The 19468-nt window shown below is 60.5% G+C and carries 11 protein-coding genes; 1 reads left to right on the forward strand and 10 read right to left on the reverse strand.

Annotation, left to right across the window (positions count from 1 at the left end; genetic code table 11):
- Positions 1 to 15: 15 nt before the first annotated feature.
- Positions 16 to 6876, forward strand: coding sequence for an apolipoprotein A-IV repeat region-like domain-containing protein (locus GA0061101_RS14465; RefSeq protein ID WP_092573809.1), 6861 nt, complete (start codon positions 16 to 18; stop codon positions 6874 to 6876).
- Positions 6877 to 7010: 134 nt separating this feature from the next.
- On the opposite strand, the gene GA0061101_RS14470 is transcribed toward GA0061101_RS14465, so the two are convergent.
- The 10 genes from GA0061101_RS14470 to GA0061101_RS14515 form a co-directional block, all read right to left on the reverse strand.
- Positions 7011 to 7337: an RcnB family protein gene (locus GA0061101_RS14470; RefSeq protein WP_092573810.1), complete on the reverse strand. Its 327-nt coding sequence runs from the start codon at positions 7335 to 7337 to the stop codon at positions 7011 to 7013.
- 143 nt (positions 7338 to 7480) lie between these two features.
- Positions 7481 to 9091, reverse strand: coding sequence for a glycoside hydrolase family 43 protein (locus GA0061101_RS14475; protein ID WP_092573811.1), 1611 nt, complete (start codon positions 9089 to 9091; stop codon positions 7481 to 7483).
- A gap of 135 nt (positions 9092 to 9226) precedes the next feature.
- The gene (gene mgrA, locus GA0061101_RS14480; RefSeq protein WP_037202408.1) at positions 9227 to 10258 is read right to left on the reverse strand and encodes an L-glyceraldehyde 3-phosphate reductase; all 1032 of its coding nucleotides are present in this window, start codon (positions 10256 to 10258) and stop codon (positions 9227 to 9229) included.
- Positions 10259 to 10324: 66 nt separating this feature from the next.
- Positions 10325 to 11458: a Gfo/Idh/MocA family protein gene (locus GA0061101_RS14485; RefSeq protein WP_037202409.1), complete on the reverse strand. Its 1134-nt coding sequence runs from the start codon at positions 11456 to 11458 to the stop codon at positions 10325 to 10327.
- An 11-nt stretch (positions 11459 to 11469) separates the two neighbouring features.
- Positions 11470 to 12231, reverse strand: a complete 762-nt coding sequence (locus GA0061101_RS14490; protein WP_037202411.1) for a sugar phosphate isomerase/epimerase family protein — start codon at positions 12229 to 12231, stop codon at positions 11470 to 11472.
- Positions 12232 to 12307: 76 nt separating this feature from the next.
- Positions 12308 to 14770, reverse strand: coding sequence for a beta-mannosidase (locus tag GA0061101_RS14495; RefSeq protein WP_037202412.1), 2463 nt, complete (start codon positions 14768 to 14770; stop codon positions 12308 to 12310).
- A gap of 57 nt (positions 14771 to 14827) precedes the next feature.
- On the reverse strand, positions 14828 to 15919 hold the full coding sequence (locus GA0061101_RS14500) for an ABC transporter ATP-binding protein (RefSeq protein WP_037202413.1): 1092 nt from the start codon (positions 15917 to 15919) through the stop codon (positions 14828 to 14830).
- 3 nt (positions 15920 to 15922) lie between these two features.
- On the reverse strand, positions 15923 to 16864 hold the full coding sequence (locus tag GA0061101_RS14505) for a carbohydrate ABC transporter permease (protein WP_037202415.1): 942 nt from the start codon (positions 16862 to 16864) through the stop codon (positions 15923 to 15925).
- The gene (locus GA0061101_RS14510; protein WP_037202416.1) at positions 16857 to 17762 is read right to left on the reverse strand and encodes a carbohydrate ABC transporter permease; all 906 of its coding nucleotides are present in this window, start codon (positions 17760 to 17762) and stop codon (positions 16857 to 16859) included. The genes GA0061101_RS14505 and GA0061101_RS14510 overlap by 8 nt, the downstream gene beginning before the upstream one ends.
- Positions 17763 to 17973: 211 nt before the next feature.
- The gene (locus GA0061101_RS14515; RefSeq protein WP_037202417.1) at positions 17974 to 19209 is read right to left on the reverse strand and encodes an ABC transporter substrate-binding protein; all 1236 of its coding nucleotides are present in this window, start codon (positions 19207 to 19209) and stop codon (positions 17974 to 17976) included.
- Positions 19210 to 19468: the final 259 nt, after the last annotated feature.

Raw genomic sequence — 19468 nt, forward strand, 5'->3', positions numbered from 1 at the left:
ACGAGGCGTAACCGCATGGCGAACAAAAAGTACATCGAGTCGGTCGAGGACAAGGCCTTCCAGGCATTGGACGAAGCTTTGCAGATCGATTTCAGTGACGAGGACTTGGAGTCTCGCAGCAGCCCTACACCCGATGCCCCGGAGCGAAAATTGTCTGAGCCGACCAAGCAGACTAGGAGCGACGCAGCCCCTAAGACAGGCCCCGCACGCAACTCGACCACAACGGCTGCCACGCCACGCCCGGCTGAAGCGCCCAAGAGCCCGAACCTCGCAGCCGCCAACGATGCCAACCGGGCAAGCCCGGCCAGCATATTGAAAGCACTGGACGGCGGCTCCCAGAGCCATGCGGTGCGCAACGCCACGATCTTTTCGTTGTTCTGGATCATCGGCGGCGTCGGCCTCGCCATGCTTCTTTACGGCACTCAGATCCGGAACATCCAATCCGTCGCCGATCTCGCCGCCCTCCCCGGCGTCATTGCCTGCATCGTCGGCATCGTCGTTCCCGTACTCCTGTTCTATGCTTTCGGCATGATGATTTCCCGTGCGCATGACATGCGCAATGCGGCCCGCTCCATGGCGGAAGTGGCCTTGCGCCTCGTCGAGCCTGAGACCGTCGCCTCCGACCGCATCATGACGGTCGGCCAGGCCGTGCGTCGCGAAGTCTCCGCTATGAACGAAGGCATCGAGCGCACCATTGCGCGCGCCACCGAACTGGAGACCCTCGTTCACACCGAGGTCAATGCGCTGGAGCGCAGCTACGCAGACAATGAACTGCGCGTACGCGGCCTCGTCCACGAACTCGGCGCCGAGCGCGACGCGATCGTCAACCACGCGGAGCGGATCCGCTCGTCCATCGTCGGCGTGCATGACCAGATCAAGGAAGATCTGTCGCTGGCGACGGAAGAGATCGCCGTGCGTCTTTCGACCTCGGGCGAAGCCTTCGCCTCGATGATCGACACACGCGCCGCTGCGCTGATGGAAAAGTCGGATTCTGCGGTCAACGCGATCGGCACCCTGCTCGCCGCCAAGACCGACAGCCTGCTGCAGAACCTCAACGCTTCCGGCTTCGCGCTCAGCCAGGAATTCGACACACGCCTGGAATCTCTGTCGTCGACGCTTTCCGAACGCGGCAAGGAATTGCTCGGCCAGTTCGAAACCCGCGCATCGACGCTCGACGCGAACACCGAAAAGCTCAACACCGCGCTCAATGAGCGCGCCCGCCAACTGAATGAGACGTTGGTGGCCCGGACCAGGGAGATCAGCGAGAGCCTCACAGGCGGCGAGCGTTCAATCACGGGCACGCTCGACGATGTGCTGGCCAAGCTCAACACCGCGCTTGATGAAAAGGGCTCAAGCTTTCGCCAGAGCCTGCAGTCGACGGCTGACGATGCCATCATGGACATCGATCTTCGCTCCGGTTTCTTCGATGAGCGCTTCCAGTCGACGATCGCGCAGCTTTCGACGGCCTTCGACGAGCGCGTATCCCAATTCACCTCCGCCTTCGACAAGCGCGCCGGTACGCTGGACAGCAAGCTGTCGGAAAGCCTTGCTCGCATCAATGAGACCTTGGGCGGCAACTCCGACGCTCTGGAAGGCATACTGACCTCCAGCATCGAACGCCTGGGTTCCACCCTTACCGACCAGTCCTTCGCGCTGGCCACGACGCTGGCTACCGGCCAGGAAGTGCTGGAAAGCGCGATCGGCTCCAAGGCAGGCGAGATTACGTCCGCGCTCCAGAATGCCACCAGCGGCATTTCGTCGGCACTCACCTCGGGCACGGGCGAATTGAACACGACCCTCGCCTCGCATGCCGGTGCGTTCACGTCGGCCGTCCAGGGCGTCACAAGCGATGTCACGACCGCGCTGCAAAGCGGCACGGAAGCACTCACCACAGCCTTTGCCGGCGGCGCCAACAACATCAACAATACGCTCTCAGCTCGCACCAGCGAGATCACGCAGGCGCTCGGCTCGGCTCACGAGCGCATCGACACCGTCATGGCGGCCCGCAGCGGCGCCCTGTTCGGCGCTCTCGCCGACAATCAGTCGCGTTTCGAGCAAACGCTTTCCGAACGTTCGGAAGGCATCATCAACGCCGTCACCGGCTCCCACGAACATCTGACTGCGGCCCTCGACGAGCGCACGTCGATGCTGGCGATTTCGCTTGCCGAGAACCAGCTTCGTCTCGAAAACACGCTGGCGAGCCGCGCCGATGCCATCACCGGTATCATTGCCGACACGCACGGCAAGATCGCCGACACGCTTGACGACAAGACGATGGCCCTCGCCATCGCTCTCTCGGAAAGCCAGGCACGCCTTGAAGATACCGTCTCCGGACATGCCGAACATGTCGCAGGCACTTTGGACGAGAAGACAAAAGCACTTGCGCGCGCGCTTGCAGAGAGCCAGGCTCGCCTGGAAAGCACCGTTTCCGGCCACGCGGAAAGCGTCACCAACGCGCTTGACGACAGGACGATGGCCCTCGCCATCGCTCTCTCGGAAAGCCAGTCACGTATTGAAGATGCCGTCTCCGGACACGCCGAACATGTCGCGGGCACTTTGGATGAAAAGACAAAGGCACTCGCGCGCGCGCTTGCAGAGAGCCAGGCGCGGCTGGAAGATACCGTTTCCGGTCACGCCGAGCGCGTCGCCGATACCCTGGATGGCAAGACCAGTGCGCTCGCCTCCGCGCTGACGAGCGGACAGGCTCATCTCGAGGAGACGCTCGCCAATCGCGCCGAAGCGATCATCAAGGCGTTTGCGGGCAATCATGCCGCATTGGCTGACGCGCTTGATGACAGGACGATGGCGCTGGCCATCGCGCTTTCAGAAAGCCAGGCTCGCCTCGAAAGCACCGTCTCCGGCCATGTGGAAAGTGTCGCCAGCACATTGGACGACAAGACGATGGCACTCGCCATCGCCCTTTCTGAAAGCCAGGCGCGACTGGAAGATACCGTTTCCGGTCACGCCGAGCGCGTCGCAGATACGCTTGATGGTAAGACAAAAACACTTTCCGACGTTCTGACGGGCGGTCAATCCCGTCTCGAAGCAACGCTCGCCAATCGCGCGGAAGCGATCACCAACGCATTCACCGGCAATCACGCTGCGCTGGCCGATGCCCTGGACGAAAAGGCTATGGCCTTGGCCATTTCGCTTTCCGACACCCAGTCTCGCCTCGAGAACGCCCTTTCCGGCCGCCTGGATGCCCTTTCCGACACGGTAGCCGGCACCCACGACAAGATCGTCAACAGCCTCGACGACCGGACGATGGCACTGGCGATCGCCCTTTCGGAGAACCAGGCAAAGCTTGAGGAAACACTGGCAAACAGCGCCCAGGCTATCGCCCACACTGTCACCAGCGGCCACGAAGCACTGACCAATACGCTCGATGACAAGAGCATGGCCTTTGCGATTTCTCTTGCCGAGAACCAGAGCCGCTTCGAAAACACCCTGGAATCGCGCGCCAATGCACTGCTCGACAGCGTCTCCGGCGCCGAGTCTCGCGTGACCGATGCCTTTGGCGACAAGGCGGATGCCATTCGCGCCGCCTATACCGAAAATCAGGCTCGCCTCGACCGATCGCTTGCCGCCCATGCCGAATCCCTGTCGGGACTGCTCGGCAGCAGCAGCGACCGGGTCGAGAATGTTCTCGGCACCACGACGCGCCAGCTCGAAAATACCCTCGGCGCCGGCCTGTCACAGATGGACCAGAGCCTGGCCTCGGCCTATGAGCGCATGCGCACGACGCTGGAGGATCGCAGCAACGAGATCAGCCTGACGCTCCGCGACGCACATGAGCAACTCGATAACACGCTGCTCGAACAGACGACCGCGATCGGCACGTCCATCGCCACCAGCGCCAGCATGCTGGAAATGTCGCTCGAGGATCGCGAGGCCTCGCTGCGCCAGAGCATCGATGCCAGCGCGAGGGCTTTGGAAGAACGCCTGAACAGCGGCGCCGGCGATATCGCCGGCCGCATACAGCAGGCCGCTGGCGACATTGCTCGCTCGGCCGAGACCTTCTCGTCCAACCTCAATCAGTCGATAGACGGCATGACCAGCCGCTTCGCCGAAACCGGCTCCCGTGTCGAGGAAAGCCTGTCGACTCTCGAGAATCGCATCCACGAAGGCGTCGGCGGCGTTGCTGCCCAGGTCGACGCAGCCGGCAACCGTCTTTCCGAAACGCTGGCGAGCGGTGCAACTCAGATAGATCGGAGCGGCAGCGAGGCCGCAGCACGCATCGAAGAACGTCTGTCGACGATGGATCGCGCGCTCAATGTCGGCCTTGAAGCCGTCAACCGCACGATCGAGGGCAAGGCCGCAAATCTCGCCACGACACTGCGCACCGCCGTTGCCGATGCCGCTCAGGGCATGGACAGCGAAGCAACGCGCACTGCCGATCTGCTTGCTAGTACCGGTCAGCAGTTTGCCGACAATCTCGGCAGCCACAGCGATGCTTTCACCCGCGCCATGACCGAGCGCTCCGACGATCTCGTCAACCGCGTCTCCGAAACGCAGAACCGGCTGGCAAGCCAGGCCGCAGCCGTTGCCCAGACCTTCTCGGAGGCTGGCAACGCGATCGTCGCCAAGGTTGCCGAAGCCGAAGGTCTCGTCAGCAGTCAGGTGGATACGATCTCTCAGGCCCTGTCATCAGCCGAACAGTCGCTGGAAGCCCGTGGCGCGTCCATCCGCAATACGCTGACCGGCGGCAGCGAGCAGATCGCTTCCACCATGGCGCAGGTCGAGCGTGCCCTTGATGAGCGCGGAAACGCCATCCGCACCTCGCTGGAAGACCGCGCCCGCCAGATCGACGCCACGCTGACCGATGTCGACAAGGCACTGGAAGCGCGCGGCGCATCGATCCGCAATTCGCTCGATGAACGCACCCGCGAGCTGAACTCCATGCTGGCAGGGCGCTCCACAGAACTGTCGCGCCTCATCGACGAAAAGGCCCGCCCGATCGTCGACCGCTATGCGGCAACGGGCCAGGAAGCAGCCGCCCTCATCTCGGCGGCGGCTCAGGAAAGCAGCGATCGCCTGCGCGCCGAAAACGCCGCTCTGATCAATGCCATTGCATCGCGCACCGAACACGCGGTCAACACCGTCAGCACGCTCGAAAACAATCTGCTGGCAAGCGTCAACGGCATCATCGCCCGCCTGGCGGAAAACAACTCGACGATCGCCGGTCTGTTGACCAATGCCGCCACTGAGTTCGCGACCGTGGACGATCGCCTCAGCGCGACCTCGGTGCGCTTCGCCGAATCCGCCACGAAGGCCGGCGAGATGGTTTCGGCCTCCTCGCGCCTCCTCGAAGGCAAGGTCGACAAGCTCTCGGAAATCACCGGCCAGACCCTGTCGCAGGTCGGCAACATCGTCGGACGCTTCGACGAGCATTCCAAGGTGCTGTCGCAGGCATCCCAGCTTCTGGGTGCTGCGCAGTCCAATCTCGTGTCGACGCTCGAAGAACGCGAAACGGCATTGCAGAACCTGGCCGTCGGCCTCGTCCAGCGTTCGGAAGAGATCGAGAACACCATGCGCGCCCTCGGCTCGATGGTGGAAACCGCCTTTGACCGCGCCGAACAGCGCTCCAATCAGGTCACCGGCAATCTGCGCCAGAGCGTGCAGTCTTCCTTTGCAGATATCGGCCGCGTACTCTCAGATACGGAGAAGCGGGCCGAGGAAGCAGCAGAGAGCATGCGCGGCGTACTTCACAAGGCCAGCGAAGACGCAAGCCAGGCAGTGGAAAGCACCTTCGCCAGTGCAGAGCGTCGCTCCAACGACCTGAGCAACCGTCTTCGCGGCGGCCTCACGGCTTCCTTGTCCGAAGTCGAGCAGATGTTTGCCGAAGCCGGCAAGACGTCCGATGGCGCGGCTCAGCAGCTGCGCGAGACCCTGCGTGTTGCTGTCGACGACGCTGTCGGCCGCTTCGCCGGGGCAACCGACGAGATCCGCCGTTCGGCCGGCGATATCCGCAGGGAACTCGACCTGACCCGCAGCGAATTGAAGCGCGGCGCTTTCGATCTTCCCGAAGAGGCCAAGGAAAGCGCTGCCGCCATGCGCCGCGCCGTGGCCGAACAGATCAAGGCCCTGCAGGACATCTCGCAGATCGTCGGCCGCTCGACGCAGCAGCTGGAGATCTCAGAGCCCTCAGCTCGCGCGCTGGCAGACGTACAGCCGGCCCAGCGCCCGCGGCCGGCGGCACCTGCCCCGACCGCCGCCGCCGCTCCCAGGCCGCAACAGCCTGCTCCGCAACAACCTGCGCCCCAGCAGCCCGCTCCCCAGCAGAGCCTACAGCAGCCGTCGCAGCCTTCGATCGAATCCTTGGGCCTGCGCGGCTCCATCCCGGCTGCTCAGCCGCAGCGACCGGCAGAGACGCCCGCTCCGGTTCGTCAGGAAACGGCAGGTGGCGGCTGGATCAGCGATCTGCTGCGCGGCGCTTCTCGCGACGAGAACGCCGACCTGCCGCCACCCCGCCAGACCGCACCGCGTCAACCGACAGAAACGGCAGCGGCTCCCGTGGCCCGCAATCCGCGTCACGTCGTCGAGTCGCTGAACTCCCTATCGGTGGATATTGCCCGTGCCATCGATCATGATGCTTCGGTTGATCTGTGGCGCCGCTACCAGCGCGGCGAACGGGATGTCTTCACCCGCCGTCTCTACACGCTCAAGGGCCAGCAGACGTTCGACGAGATCAAGCGCAAGTATGATCGCGAGCCGGAATTCCGCACCGCGGTCGATCGCTACATTGCCGATTTCGAAAAGCTGCTTGCCGACGTCGCCCGCACCGATCGCGACCGCACCGTCACGCAATCCTATCTGACCTCCGACACCGGCAAGGTCTATACCATGCTGGCACATGCCGCGGGCCGCCTGAGCTGAGATTGAAGCAAGACAAAGTGCATAAAATCCCCGGTTAAATGCCGGGGATTTTGATTCAAGCCGATATCAATCATTGATACGAAAAAGGCGACCTCGAAGGTCGCCTTTTCTCGTCGCCAAGGTCCAGTCGAAACCTATCGGGCGTCATGCACCTTCGAAATCAGCCCGCTCGTAATCCCGACAAGCAGGATGCTGTTATTGATGCGAACCCAATGATAACCGCGCGGCGGCGACGTCAGACGAAGAGCACGATAGTCGATCTCAGTCGCACGACGTCGATCGGAAGCGGACAGACGACGACCTTTGACCCAGCCGCCCTTGCGGACGATCACCTTCTTCTTCACCACTTCCTTCTGAACGACGACCTGTTTGCCGGTCGGCGCTGGCTTGACTTGCGCTGTCGCAGCCAGCGGCATCGCCAGGACCGACGCCGCAAGAAGGACGGTGAAGATTTTTCTCATTGGTTGTTTCCTCGTTTCAGAATCTGCGCACGAACCTATCCCGCCGGACATGAAGCAAATCTGACGGTTGGATTACAATTTCGTAATGAAAATGATTAGCTTGTGTGAATTTCCTCAAACACCGTCACAAGCCGCTAACGACTTCATAGCTCATCATAATTGAACCAGTCGAAATCCGCCGTCTTCGCCCGGCCCGACGTGTCGAAGGCGAACATGCCGGCAAACGCGCCGGTGAACGAGCCATGTTCACCGCGACCGCCCTCATCCGAAATAACACCGGCATCGAGGACGGGACCGATGGCCTGCCACGCCCCCATGCCTTCCGCCTGCCAGAAGAACTGAAGGTCGTTGTCGCGCACCTCCATGGCAAGCTGGATCCGCCCGTCGGGCACGGCGACGCCGGCATCGATCGGAAAGCTCAAACGGCCGTTCGGATAGTCGCCGGGGCAGGTCATGATGGTGACGCAGCGCCCGAGCTTTTCATGCAGGGTCACGGCAATCGCATGCAGCTTGAAGCGATTGTAGTAATGCGTCAGACCGGCGACCTGCTGATAGGTATCCGGCTCGAATTCGACGACCGTCTCGGCGCGGAAGCTGTGATGTTCCTGCCGGCGGGCGACGAGAGCCTGCTCGAACCAGGAGCCGATGCTCTCGCGGGCGAAAAGCCTGAGATGGCCTGATCGCTCCGTCAGACTGAAGATCCGCTCCGGCTTTGGGGTGCGAAGCCACTGGAAATCCATGGGCAATGTGCGCTCGTCAAAATTATAGCCGCTGCGGCGGGGCTTCTCGATGCGCTCGGCGCCATTCAGGCCAGGCACCTCGACATCTGGCACGCTGGTGCCGTTTTCCAGGTAAAGCCAGCCGTCGTCCTTCCAAACGCATTTCTGCAGGCCGGTTTCGCGGCCGAGCGTGCAACGGCGATGCGGCGGCAATGGCCGGCCGCATAGATGCGTGTGGTAGAACCGACCGTCATGCGTCTCGACATACTGGCCATGTCCCGCCCGCTGCAGCGCAGCCTCCGGATGATCCTTGGACGTGATCAGATATTTGTTCGGATGCAGTTCATAGGGGCCCTCGAGATTGCGCGAACGCGCCATGGTCACGGCGTGATCATAGCCGGTGCCGCCTTCGGCAGTGGTCAGATAATACCAGCCATCGCGCTTGAAGAGATGCGGTCCTTCGACCAGGCCAAGATCGGTGCCCGAGAAGATATTCCTGATCGGCCCCTTGAGGCACTTCGCCGCCGCATCCCACTCCTGCAGGAGAATGCCGTCGAAGGCCGGCGTCTTCGGCGAGCCGCCGTAGCTCTCCGTTCGGTGGTTCCACTGCATGTTGACGAACCACTTGCGTCCGTCGTCATCATGAAACAGCGATGGGTCGAAGCCGGAGGAATTGACGTAGGACGGCTCGGACCATTCGCCTTCGATGGTCGGCGCGGTCACGATATAATTATGCGCGTCCTTGAAGTTGCCGTCGTAGCGCTTGACGTCGGTATAGACGAGCCAGAACAAGCCATCCGCATAGGAAAGGCACGGCGCCCAAATGCCGCAGCTATCGGGCTCGCCGCGCATGTCGAGCTGTGATGCACGCTCGAGTGGCCGGCGCACCAAGGTCCAGTTCACCAGATCGCGCGAATGATGGATCTGCACGCCCGGATACCATTCGAATGTCGATGTGGCGATATAGTAGTCCTCACCGACGCGGCAGATGGACGGATCGGGATTGAAGCCCGGCAGGATCGGGTTGCGGATCATGGAACATCTCCTCCAGAGAACACCTTAATATGCGCCGTTCGGACGGCAATGGATACAATGACCGACCACCTGCATGTCCGCTCCACCCGGACAAAGCAAAACGCCCGGAATCTGGTTCCGGGCGTCTCAAGCTTATCAGTCGCGCTCGGCCGACTTGGCCCAGAGATTGACGTCGGCCTCACGGGCGTAGACATCGATCTCCTTCAGCTCTTCGGCCGTGAAGTCGAGATTGTCGAGTGCCTTGACGCAATCGACGATTTGCGACGAACGGCTGGCGCCGATCAATGCCGAGGTGATACGGCCGCCGCGCAGAACCCAGGCAATCGCCATCTGCGCCAGCGTCTGGCCGCGCTTCTCGGCGATCTCGTTGAGTTTGCGGATATTGTCGATGATCGACGGACGAATGAAATCCCGCTTCAGGAAGTGGTTCTGCGCGGCGCGGCTGTCCTCCGGAATGCCGCCCAGATATTTCGTCGTCAGCATGCCCTGGGCAAGCGGCGAAAAGACGATGGAGCCGATGCCGAGCTCATCAAGCGTATCCACCAGACCGTCATCCTCGACCCAGCGATTGAGCATGGAGTAGCTCGGCTGGTGGATCAGACATGGCGTGCCGAGTTCCTTAAGGATAGCGGCAGCCTCGCGCGTACGCTGCGAGTTGTAAGAGGAAATGCCGACATAGAGCGCCCTGCCCGAACGGACGATATGATCGAGCGCGGCGCAGGTTTCTTCGAGCGGCGTATCAGGGTCGAAGCGGTGTGAATAGAAGATGTCGACATAGTCGAGCCCCATGCGCTTCAGGCTCTGGTCGCAAGAGGCGATCAGGTATTTGCGGCTGCCCCATTCTCCGTAAGGACCCGGCCACATGTCGTAGCCTGCCTTGGACGATATAATGAGCTCATCACGCAAGCCGGCGAATTCGGAGCGCAGGATCTCGCCGAAGGCAGTCTCGGCACTGCCGGGAGGCGGACCGTAATTGTTGGCGAGATCGAAATGGGTGATGCCGAGATCGAAAGCCGTGCGGCACATATCGATCTTGCGGTCATGTGGCGTGTCACCACCGAAATTGTGCCAGAGTCCCAGCGAAATCGCCGGCAGCTTCAGACCGGAGCGGCCAACCCTGTTGTATTTCATTTTCGCATAGCGGTCGGATGCCGGTTGCCAAGCCATGATAACTATTCCTTTGAGATGAAAAGCGCGCGGGTTGCCCCGCGCGCAAACTAGCTTTTCCTATGCTTACTTCAAGAGCGCTTGCGCCTCTTCGATGCCGAGTGCCGCCGGCTGCGTGCAGGTCGTGGTCAGATCGATGAAGCGGTTTTCCGCACCCGACTTCAGGATCGACGTCATGACGTCGACGCCATGCAACGTGCGGTCGAGCGAGCAACGCGCATCGCGCCCGTCGATCAGCGATGCCGCCATGTCGGCAAGACCGGCCGTGCGGTAGTTGGCGCGCGGGCCGCTCGGGCTTTCCTGGTTGGCTATGCCGAAGGGATGCGCCCAGTTCTCGAGCGGCTTGATGTCCTTGTCGCGGCCGCTGGCTTCCACCGTACCACCGAAGAAGTTCGGGTCGGGCACGTAGAGCGAACCCTCGGTGCCGTAGAGTTCCATATTGGCATGGCGATGCGACCAGACATCCCAACTCGCCGTCAGCGTGATCGTCGCACCGCTGACGAATTCCAGAAGCGCCTGGATCGTCGTCGGCGTCTTCACCGGAATGATTTCGCCGTTGCGCGGCTCGCTGGTGATTGTGCGGGTCGGCGATGCCATGGACGTCATGGCACCGACACGCTTCACCGGTCCGATCAGGTTGATCAGATTGGCGATATAATAGGGACCAAGGTCGAGGATCGGGCCGCCCCCCGGCAGGAAGAAGAAGTCCGGGTTCGGATGCCACATTTCCATGCCTGGGCTCATGACATGGCAGGAGCCCGAGGTGATGCGGCCGACGCCGCCGTCATCGATGAATTTGCGCGCCAGCTGATGTGCACCGCCAAGGAAAGTGTCGGGGGCGCAGCCGACGGCCAGCCCCTTCTCCTTGGCGATACGCCGCAGTTCTTCGCCCTGCTCCAGAGTCAGCACCAGCGGCTTTTCGGAGTAGACATGCTTTCCCGCCTCGAGAATGCGCTTCGAAACCGAAAAATGCGCGTCCGGGATGGTCAGGTTGACGATGACGTCGAGCTCGTCATTGGCGAGCAGTTCGTCGATGGTCTGGGCCTTGACCTTGTATTCCTCGGCGCGCAAGCGCGCCGCGTCCATGTTGATATCGGCGCAAGCCAGCACATTGAGCCCCTTGAAGAGCGGCGCGAGCTTGAAATAAGTCGTTGAGATGTTGCCGCATCCGATGATGCCGACGCCAAGTTCCTTAGCCATGTGGAAATGCCTCAAAAGCTCTTGAAGGATGCGATGGAGCGCGTGATCAGGCGATCGACGTCGCTCGGATTGTCATGTTCGATAACGTAATGCTTGGTCTTGGTGCCGGCCAGCGTCTTGATCAGCTTGGCCCAGGGAACCGTACCATATCCAAGGTCGGCCCAGCCGTCTTCATTCTTGTTTTCGCCTGCCGGCGCGATGTCCTTGACGTGGACGGCCGTGATGCGCGAACCGAGCTTTTCGATCCAGGCGAAGGGATCGCCGCCGCCGCGGATGACCCAGGCGATATCGGCTTCCCAGGAAATATCCGGAGCGCCTTCGAAGATCTGCTCGATCGGTAGAGAGCCGTCGGCCTGCTTGACGAACTCGAAATCATGATTGTGCCAGCCGAATTCGAAGCCTGCATCCTTGTAAGGCTTGCTCATCTCTTGCAGGCGCTTGCCGAAAGCAAGCCAGCCGGCTGCGTTCGTCGGGCGTTGATCGGCGGCCAGATGCGGGGCATAGATCGAGTCCATGCCAAGGATCTTGCCGATCGTCAGCGACTTCTGGACCTGGCCATCAAGGAAATCCGGGCTGAAATGGCCGCTTGCCATCGTCAGGCCGTTCTTGTCGAGTTCGGCGCGCAGGCTCTTCAGGCCCGCCTCGTCGAGGTCGGCATAGATGCCGCCGAAGCCCTCGACCTCCGCATAGCCGGCCTTGCCGAGCTTTACTAAAATCTCGGAATAGGGCTGGAAATTGCGGGCGCTATAAAGCTGAAATCCAAGTTTCGTCATCGCTAGTCCTCCATGGCCTCGTGGCCGTCCGTCATGAGCTTGTAGCCCGAAATCGCCGCCGCTGCGGCGGAATAGCTCAATCCACCGATTGGCTGGATTGCAGATCGTAGATACGGAATGCAGGCTCGCCGCCTGCCAATGGCTTGGCTGGCGTAAAGACGATGCGGCGGCTTTCGCCGGCGGCAAGATCGAAGGCGTTGTCAGAGTAGCGCCCCTCAGTCTCGCTCTCGATCATCACGAACAGCGCAAGTCCCTTTGCGGTGACGGTGAGCTCCACCGTACCGTTTTCCTCCTTCTCCTCCCTCAGCACCGTCAGGCCCGCGGGCTGAAGCTCCAGAGCCTTATAGGTGCCGTGGACATAGTGCCCCTCACCGCCCATGCCGTTCGATGCGGTGAAACGCCACGCCAGCAGGCAATCGGCAGGAACCTGATCCGCATCGATCGACAGCGCGACCACCGCCGCATCCGGCGTGCAGACCGCATGCGCCGTCGTCAACGGCACACGCTCGCCATCAAGCCTGAGCAGCGAAACCGAAATATCCGCGGTCACATCCGCATTGGTATCGTTGACCAGCGAGAAGCGGATCGTCTTGTTATCCTCCGACGGGATCGCCGCGACCGATACCGGCTGGAAGAAGCGTCGCACCAGATAGTGCATCACCTTCCATCGGCCGCCGTAATCCAGGCTCGACCACGAAGCCACTGGCCAGGTGTCGTTGAGCTGCCAGTAGATCGTGCCCATGCAATGCGGCTTCAGCGATCGCCAATATTCCACCGCCGTCTTGATCGCGAGGCCCTGCTGGACCTGGCTCAGATAGACGAAGTTCGGAAAATCCTTCGGGAAGCGGAAATAGCGGAACATCGTGCCGGCGATGCGCTCGTTGCCGCCGGCATTCTTCTGGTGCAGCTCCATCACCGGGGATGCGATGTTCATATCCTTCGCCTCGGCATAGGTCTTAATGACAGGCATCGAGGTGTAGGACTGGAAGCCGAATTCCGAGCAGAAGCGCGGACGAACGGTGCGATAATTGTCGAACGACTTGTTCTCGTGCCAGACCGACCAGTAATGCATGTCGCCGGAGCCATCGGCATGCCAGGCATCGCCGAAGTTCAGATAGCCGGACGCCGGGCTCGACGGCCACCAGATCGCATCCGGCGCGGCCTTCTTCATCGCCCGCTCGATCGTCCGGTTCAGGCGATCATAGGAAACGAGGTAGCGATCGCGATCCTTACGAGATTCCTCGAACCAGGTAAGTGCGCCCACCAGTTCGTTGTCGCCGCACCAGAGGACGATCGAGGGATGCGTCGCCAACCGACGAACCTGATAATCCACTTCGGCTTCGACGTTCTCCAGGAAATCGCCGGTCGAGGGATAGAGATTGCAGGCGAACATGAAGTCCTGCCACACCATCAACCCGAGCCGGTCGCAAATATCGTAGAACCAGTCGTGCTCGTAGAAGCCGCCGCCCCAGACGCGGATGATGTTCATGTTGGCCGCAGCGGCCGATTGCAGCAGATCCTCGGTCAGCTCCGGCTTGGAGCGCGAAAACAGCGCGTCGGCCGGAATCCAGTTGGCCCCGCGAGCAAAGATCTCGCGGCCGTTCACCTTCAGCGCAAAACGGCTGCCGGCCTCGTCCTCGTCGGTGATGAGCTCGACCGTCCGCAGGCCGATCTGCCGCGTGACGGTCTCGAAATTCGTCTCTACCGACAGAGCATAAAGCGTCTGCTCACCATTGCCGGCTGGCCACCAAAGCTTCGGCTTGTCGACATGGAAGAGATGGGTGATCGAGGTTTCCCCGGCATTGACGCCGACATCGAGGCGCACCCACTCGTCATCCAGTTCGAAATAAAGCTGCGCAACGCCCGTTCCCTTGGCAAACAGCGCCACCGTCACCTTCAGATCGACGGAACCGTCGTCATTGTGGATCTGTTGGGTGACGACGTTCTCGATGCGGGCGATTTCGAGCTTCTTCAGCGCGATCGTGCCGTAAAGGCCGAGCGGCGCAATCGCGATGTTCCAGTCCCAGCCGAAATGGCATTGCGGCTTGCGCAGCATGTTGCCGTTCGGGATCGGCGAATTGTTTGTGCTGTATGGGATGTAGAAGGGCTGCTTCGCCTGCAGCTCCGCCCCCTCTTTGATGCTCGAATGCAGGACGATGCGAATGTTGTTCTCGCCCGCCTTCAATACCTTCGAGACATCGGGGCGATAGCGCTGGAAGCAATTATCGGCTTCGAGCACCAACGCGTCATTGACATAGACACTTGCGACGGTGTCGAGATAGTCGATATCGAGATACCAGTCGCCACCAGTGTCATCGAGAGTGAAGCTGCGTCTCAGTTCCCAATCCTGCTTGGCGACCCACTGCACGACCTCCTCGTTCCGGCCGAAATAGGGATCGGGGATGAGGCCTTCCGCATTGAGCGCGGCATGGACATCACCGGGCAGAGACATGAAAAGAGAATGATCGCTGCCGGGAGACGTGAGCTTCCACGAGCCAGCCAGATCGATGGCAAAATTATCGTTGATCGAAGATGACATCGGACCTCCCCGGACCGCTGTAAAAAGGAGGCGGCAAGGCCGCCCCCATGCATATGATCATATTCTGAGTTCTGTCTGCGCATCAAAGAGCGATGCGACAGACATGTCAAAGCCAAGCTTCACGCCCGTACCGGGGCTAAAACGCCTGGCACCGTTGACGCGCACCGACATGGTATGGCCGGCATGCTTCAGCCAAAGCAGATTGTCAGCCCCCATCGGCTCTTCGATATCGACGGTGGCATTGTGCGCCTCCGCGCCCGGCGCCAATTCCTCGTTGACCTTGATGTGCTCGGGACGTACGCCGAGTACGACCTTGCGCCCGGCCTGCAATGCCTCACCGGCCCTGTAGCCATCGAGCGAGAATAGCACGTCGTTGGTGGCAAACACGACCTTGCCTTCGCGGTTCACCAATTCGCCCTTCAGGAAGTTCATCGAAGGCGATCCGATGAAGCCGGCGACGAAGAGATTGCGTGGCTCGTTATAGATCGTTGTGGGATCGTCGAGCTGCATGATGACGCCGTTCTTCATGATGGCGATGCGGTCGGCGAGCGTCAGTGCCTCGATCTGGTCGTGCGTGACGTAGATCATCGTGTTCTTCAGCGACTGGTGCAGCCGCTTGATTTCCACACGCAGCTCAGAACGTAGCTTCGCATCGAGGTTCGACAAGGGCTCGTCGAAGAGGAAGACGTCGACATCGCGCACCAGTGCGCGGCCGATCGCCACGCGCTGGCGCTGGCCGCCCGAAAGCTCTGCCGGCTTGCGCTTCAAGAGCGGCTCGATCTGCAGGATCTCGGCCGCACGCGCGATGCGCTTCTTGATCTCGTCGTTCGGCACCTTGGCCACACGCAGACCGAAGGACAGGTTCTTTTCGACCGACATCTGCGGATAGAGCGCGTAGGACTGGAACACCATGCCGATGCCGCGGTCCTTGGGCTCTTCCCAGGTGACGTTCTTGCCCTTGATGAAGATCTGGCCTTCGCTGATATCCAGCAGACCGGCAATGCAATTGAGCAAAGTCGACTTGCCACAGCCCGACGAGCCGAGGAGCACCAGGAATTCGCCGTCATTGATCTCGAGGTTGAGAGTTTTCAGGACGTTGACGGCGCCAAAATTCAGCGAAAGGTCTTTGATGGAAACGCTGCTGGTCATGGATCACCCCTTCACTGCGCCGGCGGCGATGCCCCGGACGAAAAGCCGTCCGGAGACGAAATAGACGACCAGCGGAACGAGACCCGTCAGGATCGTTGCCGCCATGTTGACGTTGTATTCCTTCACGCCCTGGACAGAATTGACGATATTGTTGAGCTGCACGGTCATCGGATAATATTCCGGCCGGGTGAAGACGACGCCGAACAGGAAGTCGTTCCAAATTCCCGTGATCTGCAGGATCATTGCGACGACGAAGATCGGCAGCGACATGGGCAGCATGATGCGCAGGAAAATCTGCCAGAAACCCGCGCCGTCGATGCGCGCAGCCTTGAAGAGCTCCACCGGCAGCGATGCGAAATAATTACGGAACAGAAGCGTCAGGATCGGCATACCGAAGATGCTGTGCACCAGGATAAGTCCGCTGAGCGTGCCATAGATACCGATTTCGCGCAGCACGATGACGATCGGATAGATCATCACCTGATAGGGAATGAACGCGCCGACGACGAGGATGGAGAAAAAGAGATCCGCCCCCTTGAAGCGCCAGTTGGCAAGCGCATAACCGTTCACCGAAGCGATCGCGATCGAGAGGATCGTGGACGGTACGGTGATGCGAACCGAATTCCAGAAGCCACGGGAAAGGCCGTCGCAATTGAGACCGGTGCAGGCCGTCGCCCAGGCTTTCACCCATGGTTCGAATGTGATCTCGAGCGGCGGCGAGAAGATATTGCCAAGCCGGATTTCCGGCATTCCTTTCAGCGAGGTGACAATCATCACATAGAGCGGCAGCAGGTAATAGACTGCGGCAACGAAGAGCGTGCCGTAAAGCATGATGTTGCGGCCAGAGAGCGCCGGGCGCGGCTTGCGGCCGTTCGGTCCGGAGAAGGTCTTGCCGCTCGCGGCCTCGCTGCCATTCGCATTCTTGAGAGTAACAGAATCAGCCACGCTTGCGCCCTCCGCCGAATTCCAGGTAGGCCCAGGGGATAATGATGATCGCAACGGTCACCAGCATCATGGTGGAGGCTGCAAATCCCTGACCGAGGTTCTGCGCCTGGAACATGTAGTCATAGACATATTTGGCCGGGACTTCGGACGAGATGCCAGGGCCGCCGCTGGTTTGCGCGACGACGAGGTCGTAGACCTTGACAATGCCGCTGGCGATAATGACCAGCGTCGTAATGAAAACGGGCCGCATCATCGGAATGACAACGAACAGATAGGTCCTCCACATAGGAATCCCATCTACGCGGGAGGCTTTCCATATGTCCTCATCGATGCCGCGCAGGCCGGCGAGCATGAGGCACATTACAAGACCCGTTCCCTGCCAGAGTGCGGCGATCAGCACGCCATAGATAACGATGCTCGGCGTATAGAGCGGATCGAAGGTGAAACTCGTCCAGCCGAGCGAACGCACCACCGACTGGATGCCGAATTCAGGATTGAGAAGCCACTGCCAGACCAGACCGGTGACGATGAAAGAGAGGGCGAAAGGATAGAGGAAAATCGTGCGGAAGGTGTTTTCGAACCTGATCTTCTGGTCCATCAACGCCGCCAGCACGAAGCCGATGACGAGACTGAAGATCATGGACAGCACACCATAAATCGCAAGATTCTCGATGGACATAATCCACCGTGGCGCCGCCCACAGGCGATGATACTGATCCAGCCCCACAAAGCTGAGGCGAGGCAGCAGCTTTGAACTGGTGAAAGAATAAACCACTGTCCAGATTGAGCCGCCAAGGAAGATGACGACAGCCGTCAGGATCATAGGAATGGATGCAATCTTCGAGTTCAGATTGCGCAGATATTGATTTGGCCGGCCGGCTTTCGCTTGACCCGTCATTGTAGCTCCTTCTGCATCGCAACTGCTTCGACGATCAGAAACTGGGTTTGACCACGGTTCCTGCGCTTCCCCTCACTCTCGGCAACCGCCACATAGATGCGGATCCGTCGTCCGTGAGGGCCGCTGTGGCAAACCGGATCACGCTATGTGTCCCGGCCGTGATACCGGCCCGCTACGCGAAGCCGGTATCACTACAGCGAGAAGGTAGAGGTCAATCGGCCGCGGCGATGATGTCTACGAAGCGCTTCTGTGCTGCTTCCGGCGTCATCGCAGGATTTGCGAAGAACTCGGAGAACAGGTCCTCCTTCTGCTTCTGGGTATCGGCGGAAAGAAGCTGGTCCGTACCCTCGATCACGTTACCCTTCTTCAGGATCTCGAGGCCCTTCTTCATGCAGTCGTTGGCTTGCGCGAGATCCACGTCACCACGAACGGGCAACGAGCCCTTCTTCAGGTTGAAGGCGACCTGCGTCTTCGGATCGAGCAGTGTCTTGGCCAGCACTTCCTGAGCCTTGGATTTGGCATCGTCCTTCAGCAGCGGGAAGTAGAATGCATCGCCCCCTGTCGAGATGACTTCATTGACGCCGAGGCCAGGAAGGCAAGTATAATCCGTGCCGGCCTTCTGGCCCGCCAGCGCGAACTCGCCCTGCGCCCAGTCGCCCATGATCTGACCGCCGGCCTTGCCGGTGATCACGAGGTTCGTGGCCTGGTTCCAATCCTGGACGTTGGAGCCCTTGGAGAGCTTGCGGGCATCGTCGGCAGCCTTGAAGACCTTTGCGATTTCCGGTCCGGCAGCGACTTCCTTATCCTTGTCTCCGAATACCTTCTGGAAGGTATCCTTGCCGGCGATGGCGACCATCAACACGTCGAAGGCACCCGCGGCCTGCCACGGCTGACCACCCAAGGCGAGCGGAACGATACCGGCCTTCTCCAGTGCCGGACCAGCGGCAACGAACTCATCCCAGTTCTTCGGAACCTCGACGCCGGCCTTCTTGAAGGCTGCGTTCGAGAGCCAGAGCCATTGCCAGGAGTGGATATTGACCGGGGCGCAATAGATCTTGCCGTCGATCGTGCAGGAATCGAGCAGGCTGGACGGGCGTATGACATCCTTCCAGTGCTCCTTGGTGGCGACATCGGTCAGGTCGCGCATGAGGCCGGCCTGCACAAGCTCCTCGGCCTGGCGGCCGTGGTTGAACTGGGTGGCGCCCATCGGATCGCCACCTGTGATGCGGCTGACCATGATCGGACGCGCAGTACCGCCGGAGCCGGCAATCGCACCATCAACCCAATGATTGCCGGTGGCGTCGAACGCCTTTGCCAGCTCGGCCACCGCGGCAGCTTCGCCGCCGGACGTCCACCAATGGGTTACTTCCAAATCTGTCGCGTTGGCTACCCCCAGCGGCAACACGACCGACGCAGCAAGCGCAGTCGCCATCAAACGGATATTCATGAGTTCTCCTCCCTCACTGAAACGTTGCCGGAAAAACCTAGTCGAATCATTTTCGCCGCGCAACCGCCAACTCGTGATTTTTTTGAAGATAGTTGAATATACAACCTATGAGTAAGTATTTCCTGTTGAATACGCGATCTGTACAGGGTTCATTCAACTGAAATCTCTTCAAGGGTTTTTCCATAAATAACTGTTTTTGTTTCATATTTTTAGAAACTATCTCCGCAATTCTCCAGATGCAGCTCCGCGGCTGCAAAGC

This window comes from Martinezella lusitana, assembly GCF_900094565.1.
In the GTDB taxonomy this organism is placed as follows: domain Bacteria; phylum Pseudomonadota; class Alphaproteobacteria; order Rhizobiales; family Rhizobiaceae; genus Rhizobium; species Rhizobium lusitanum.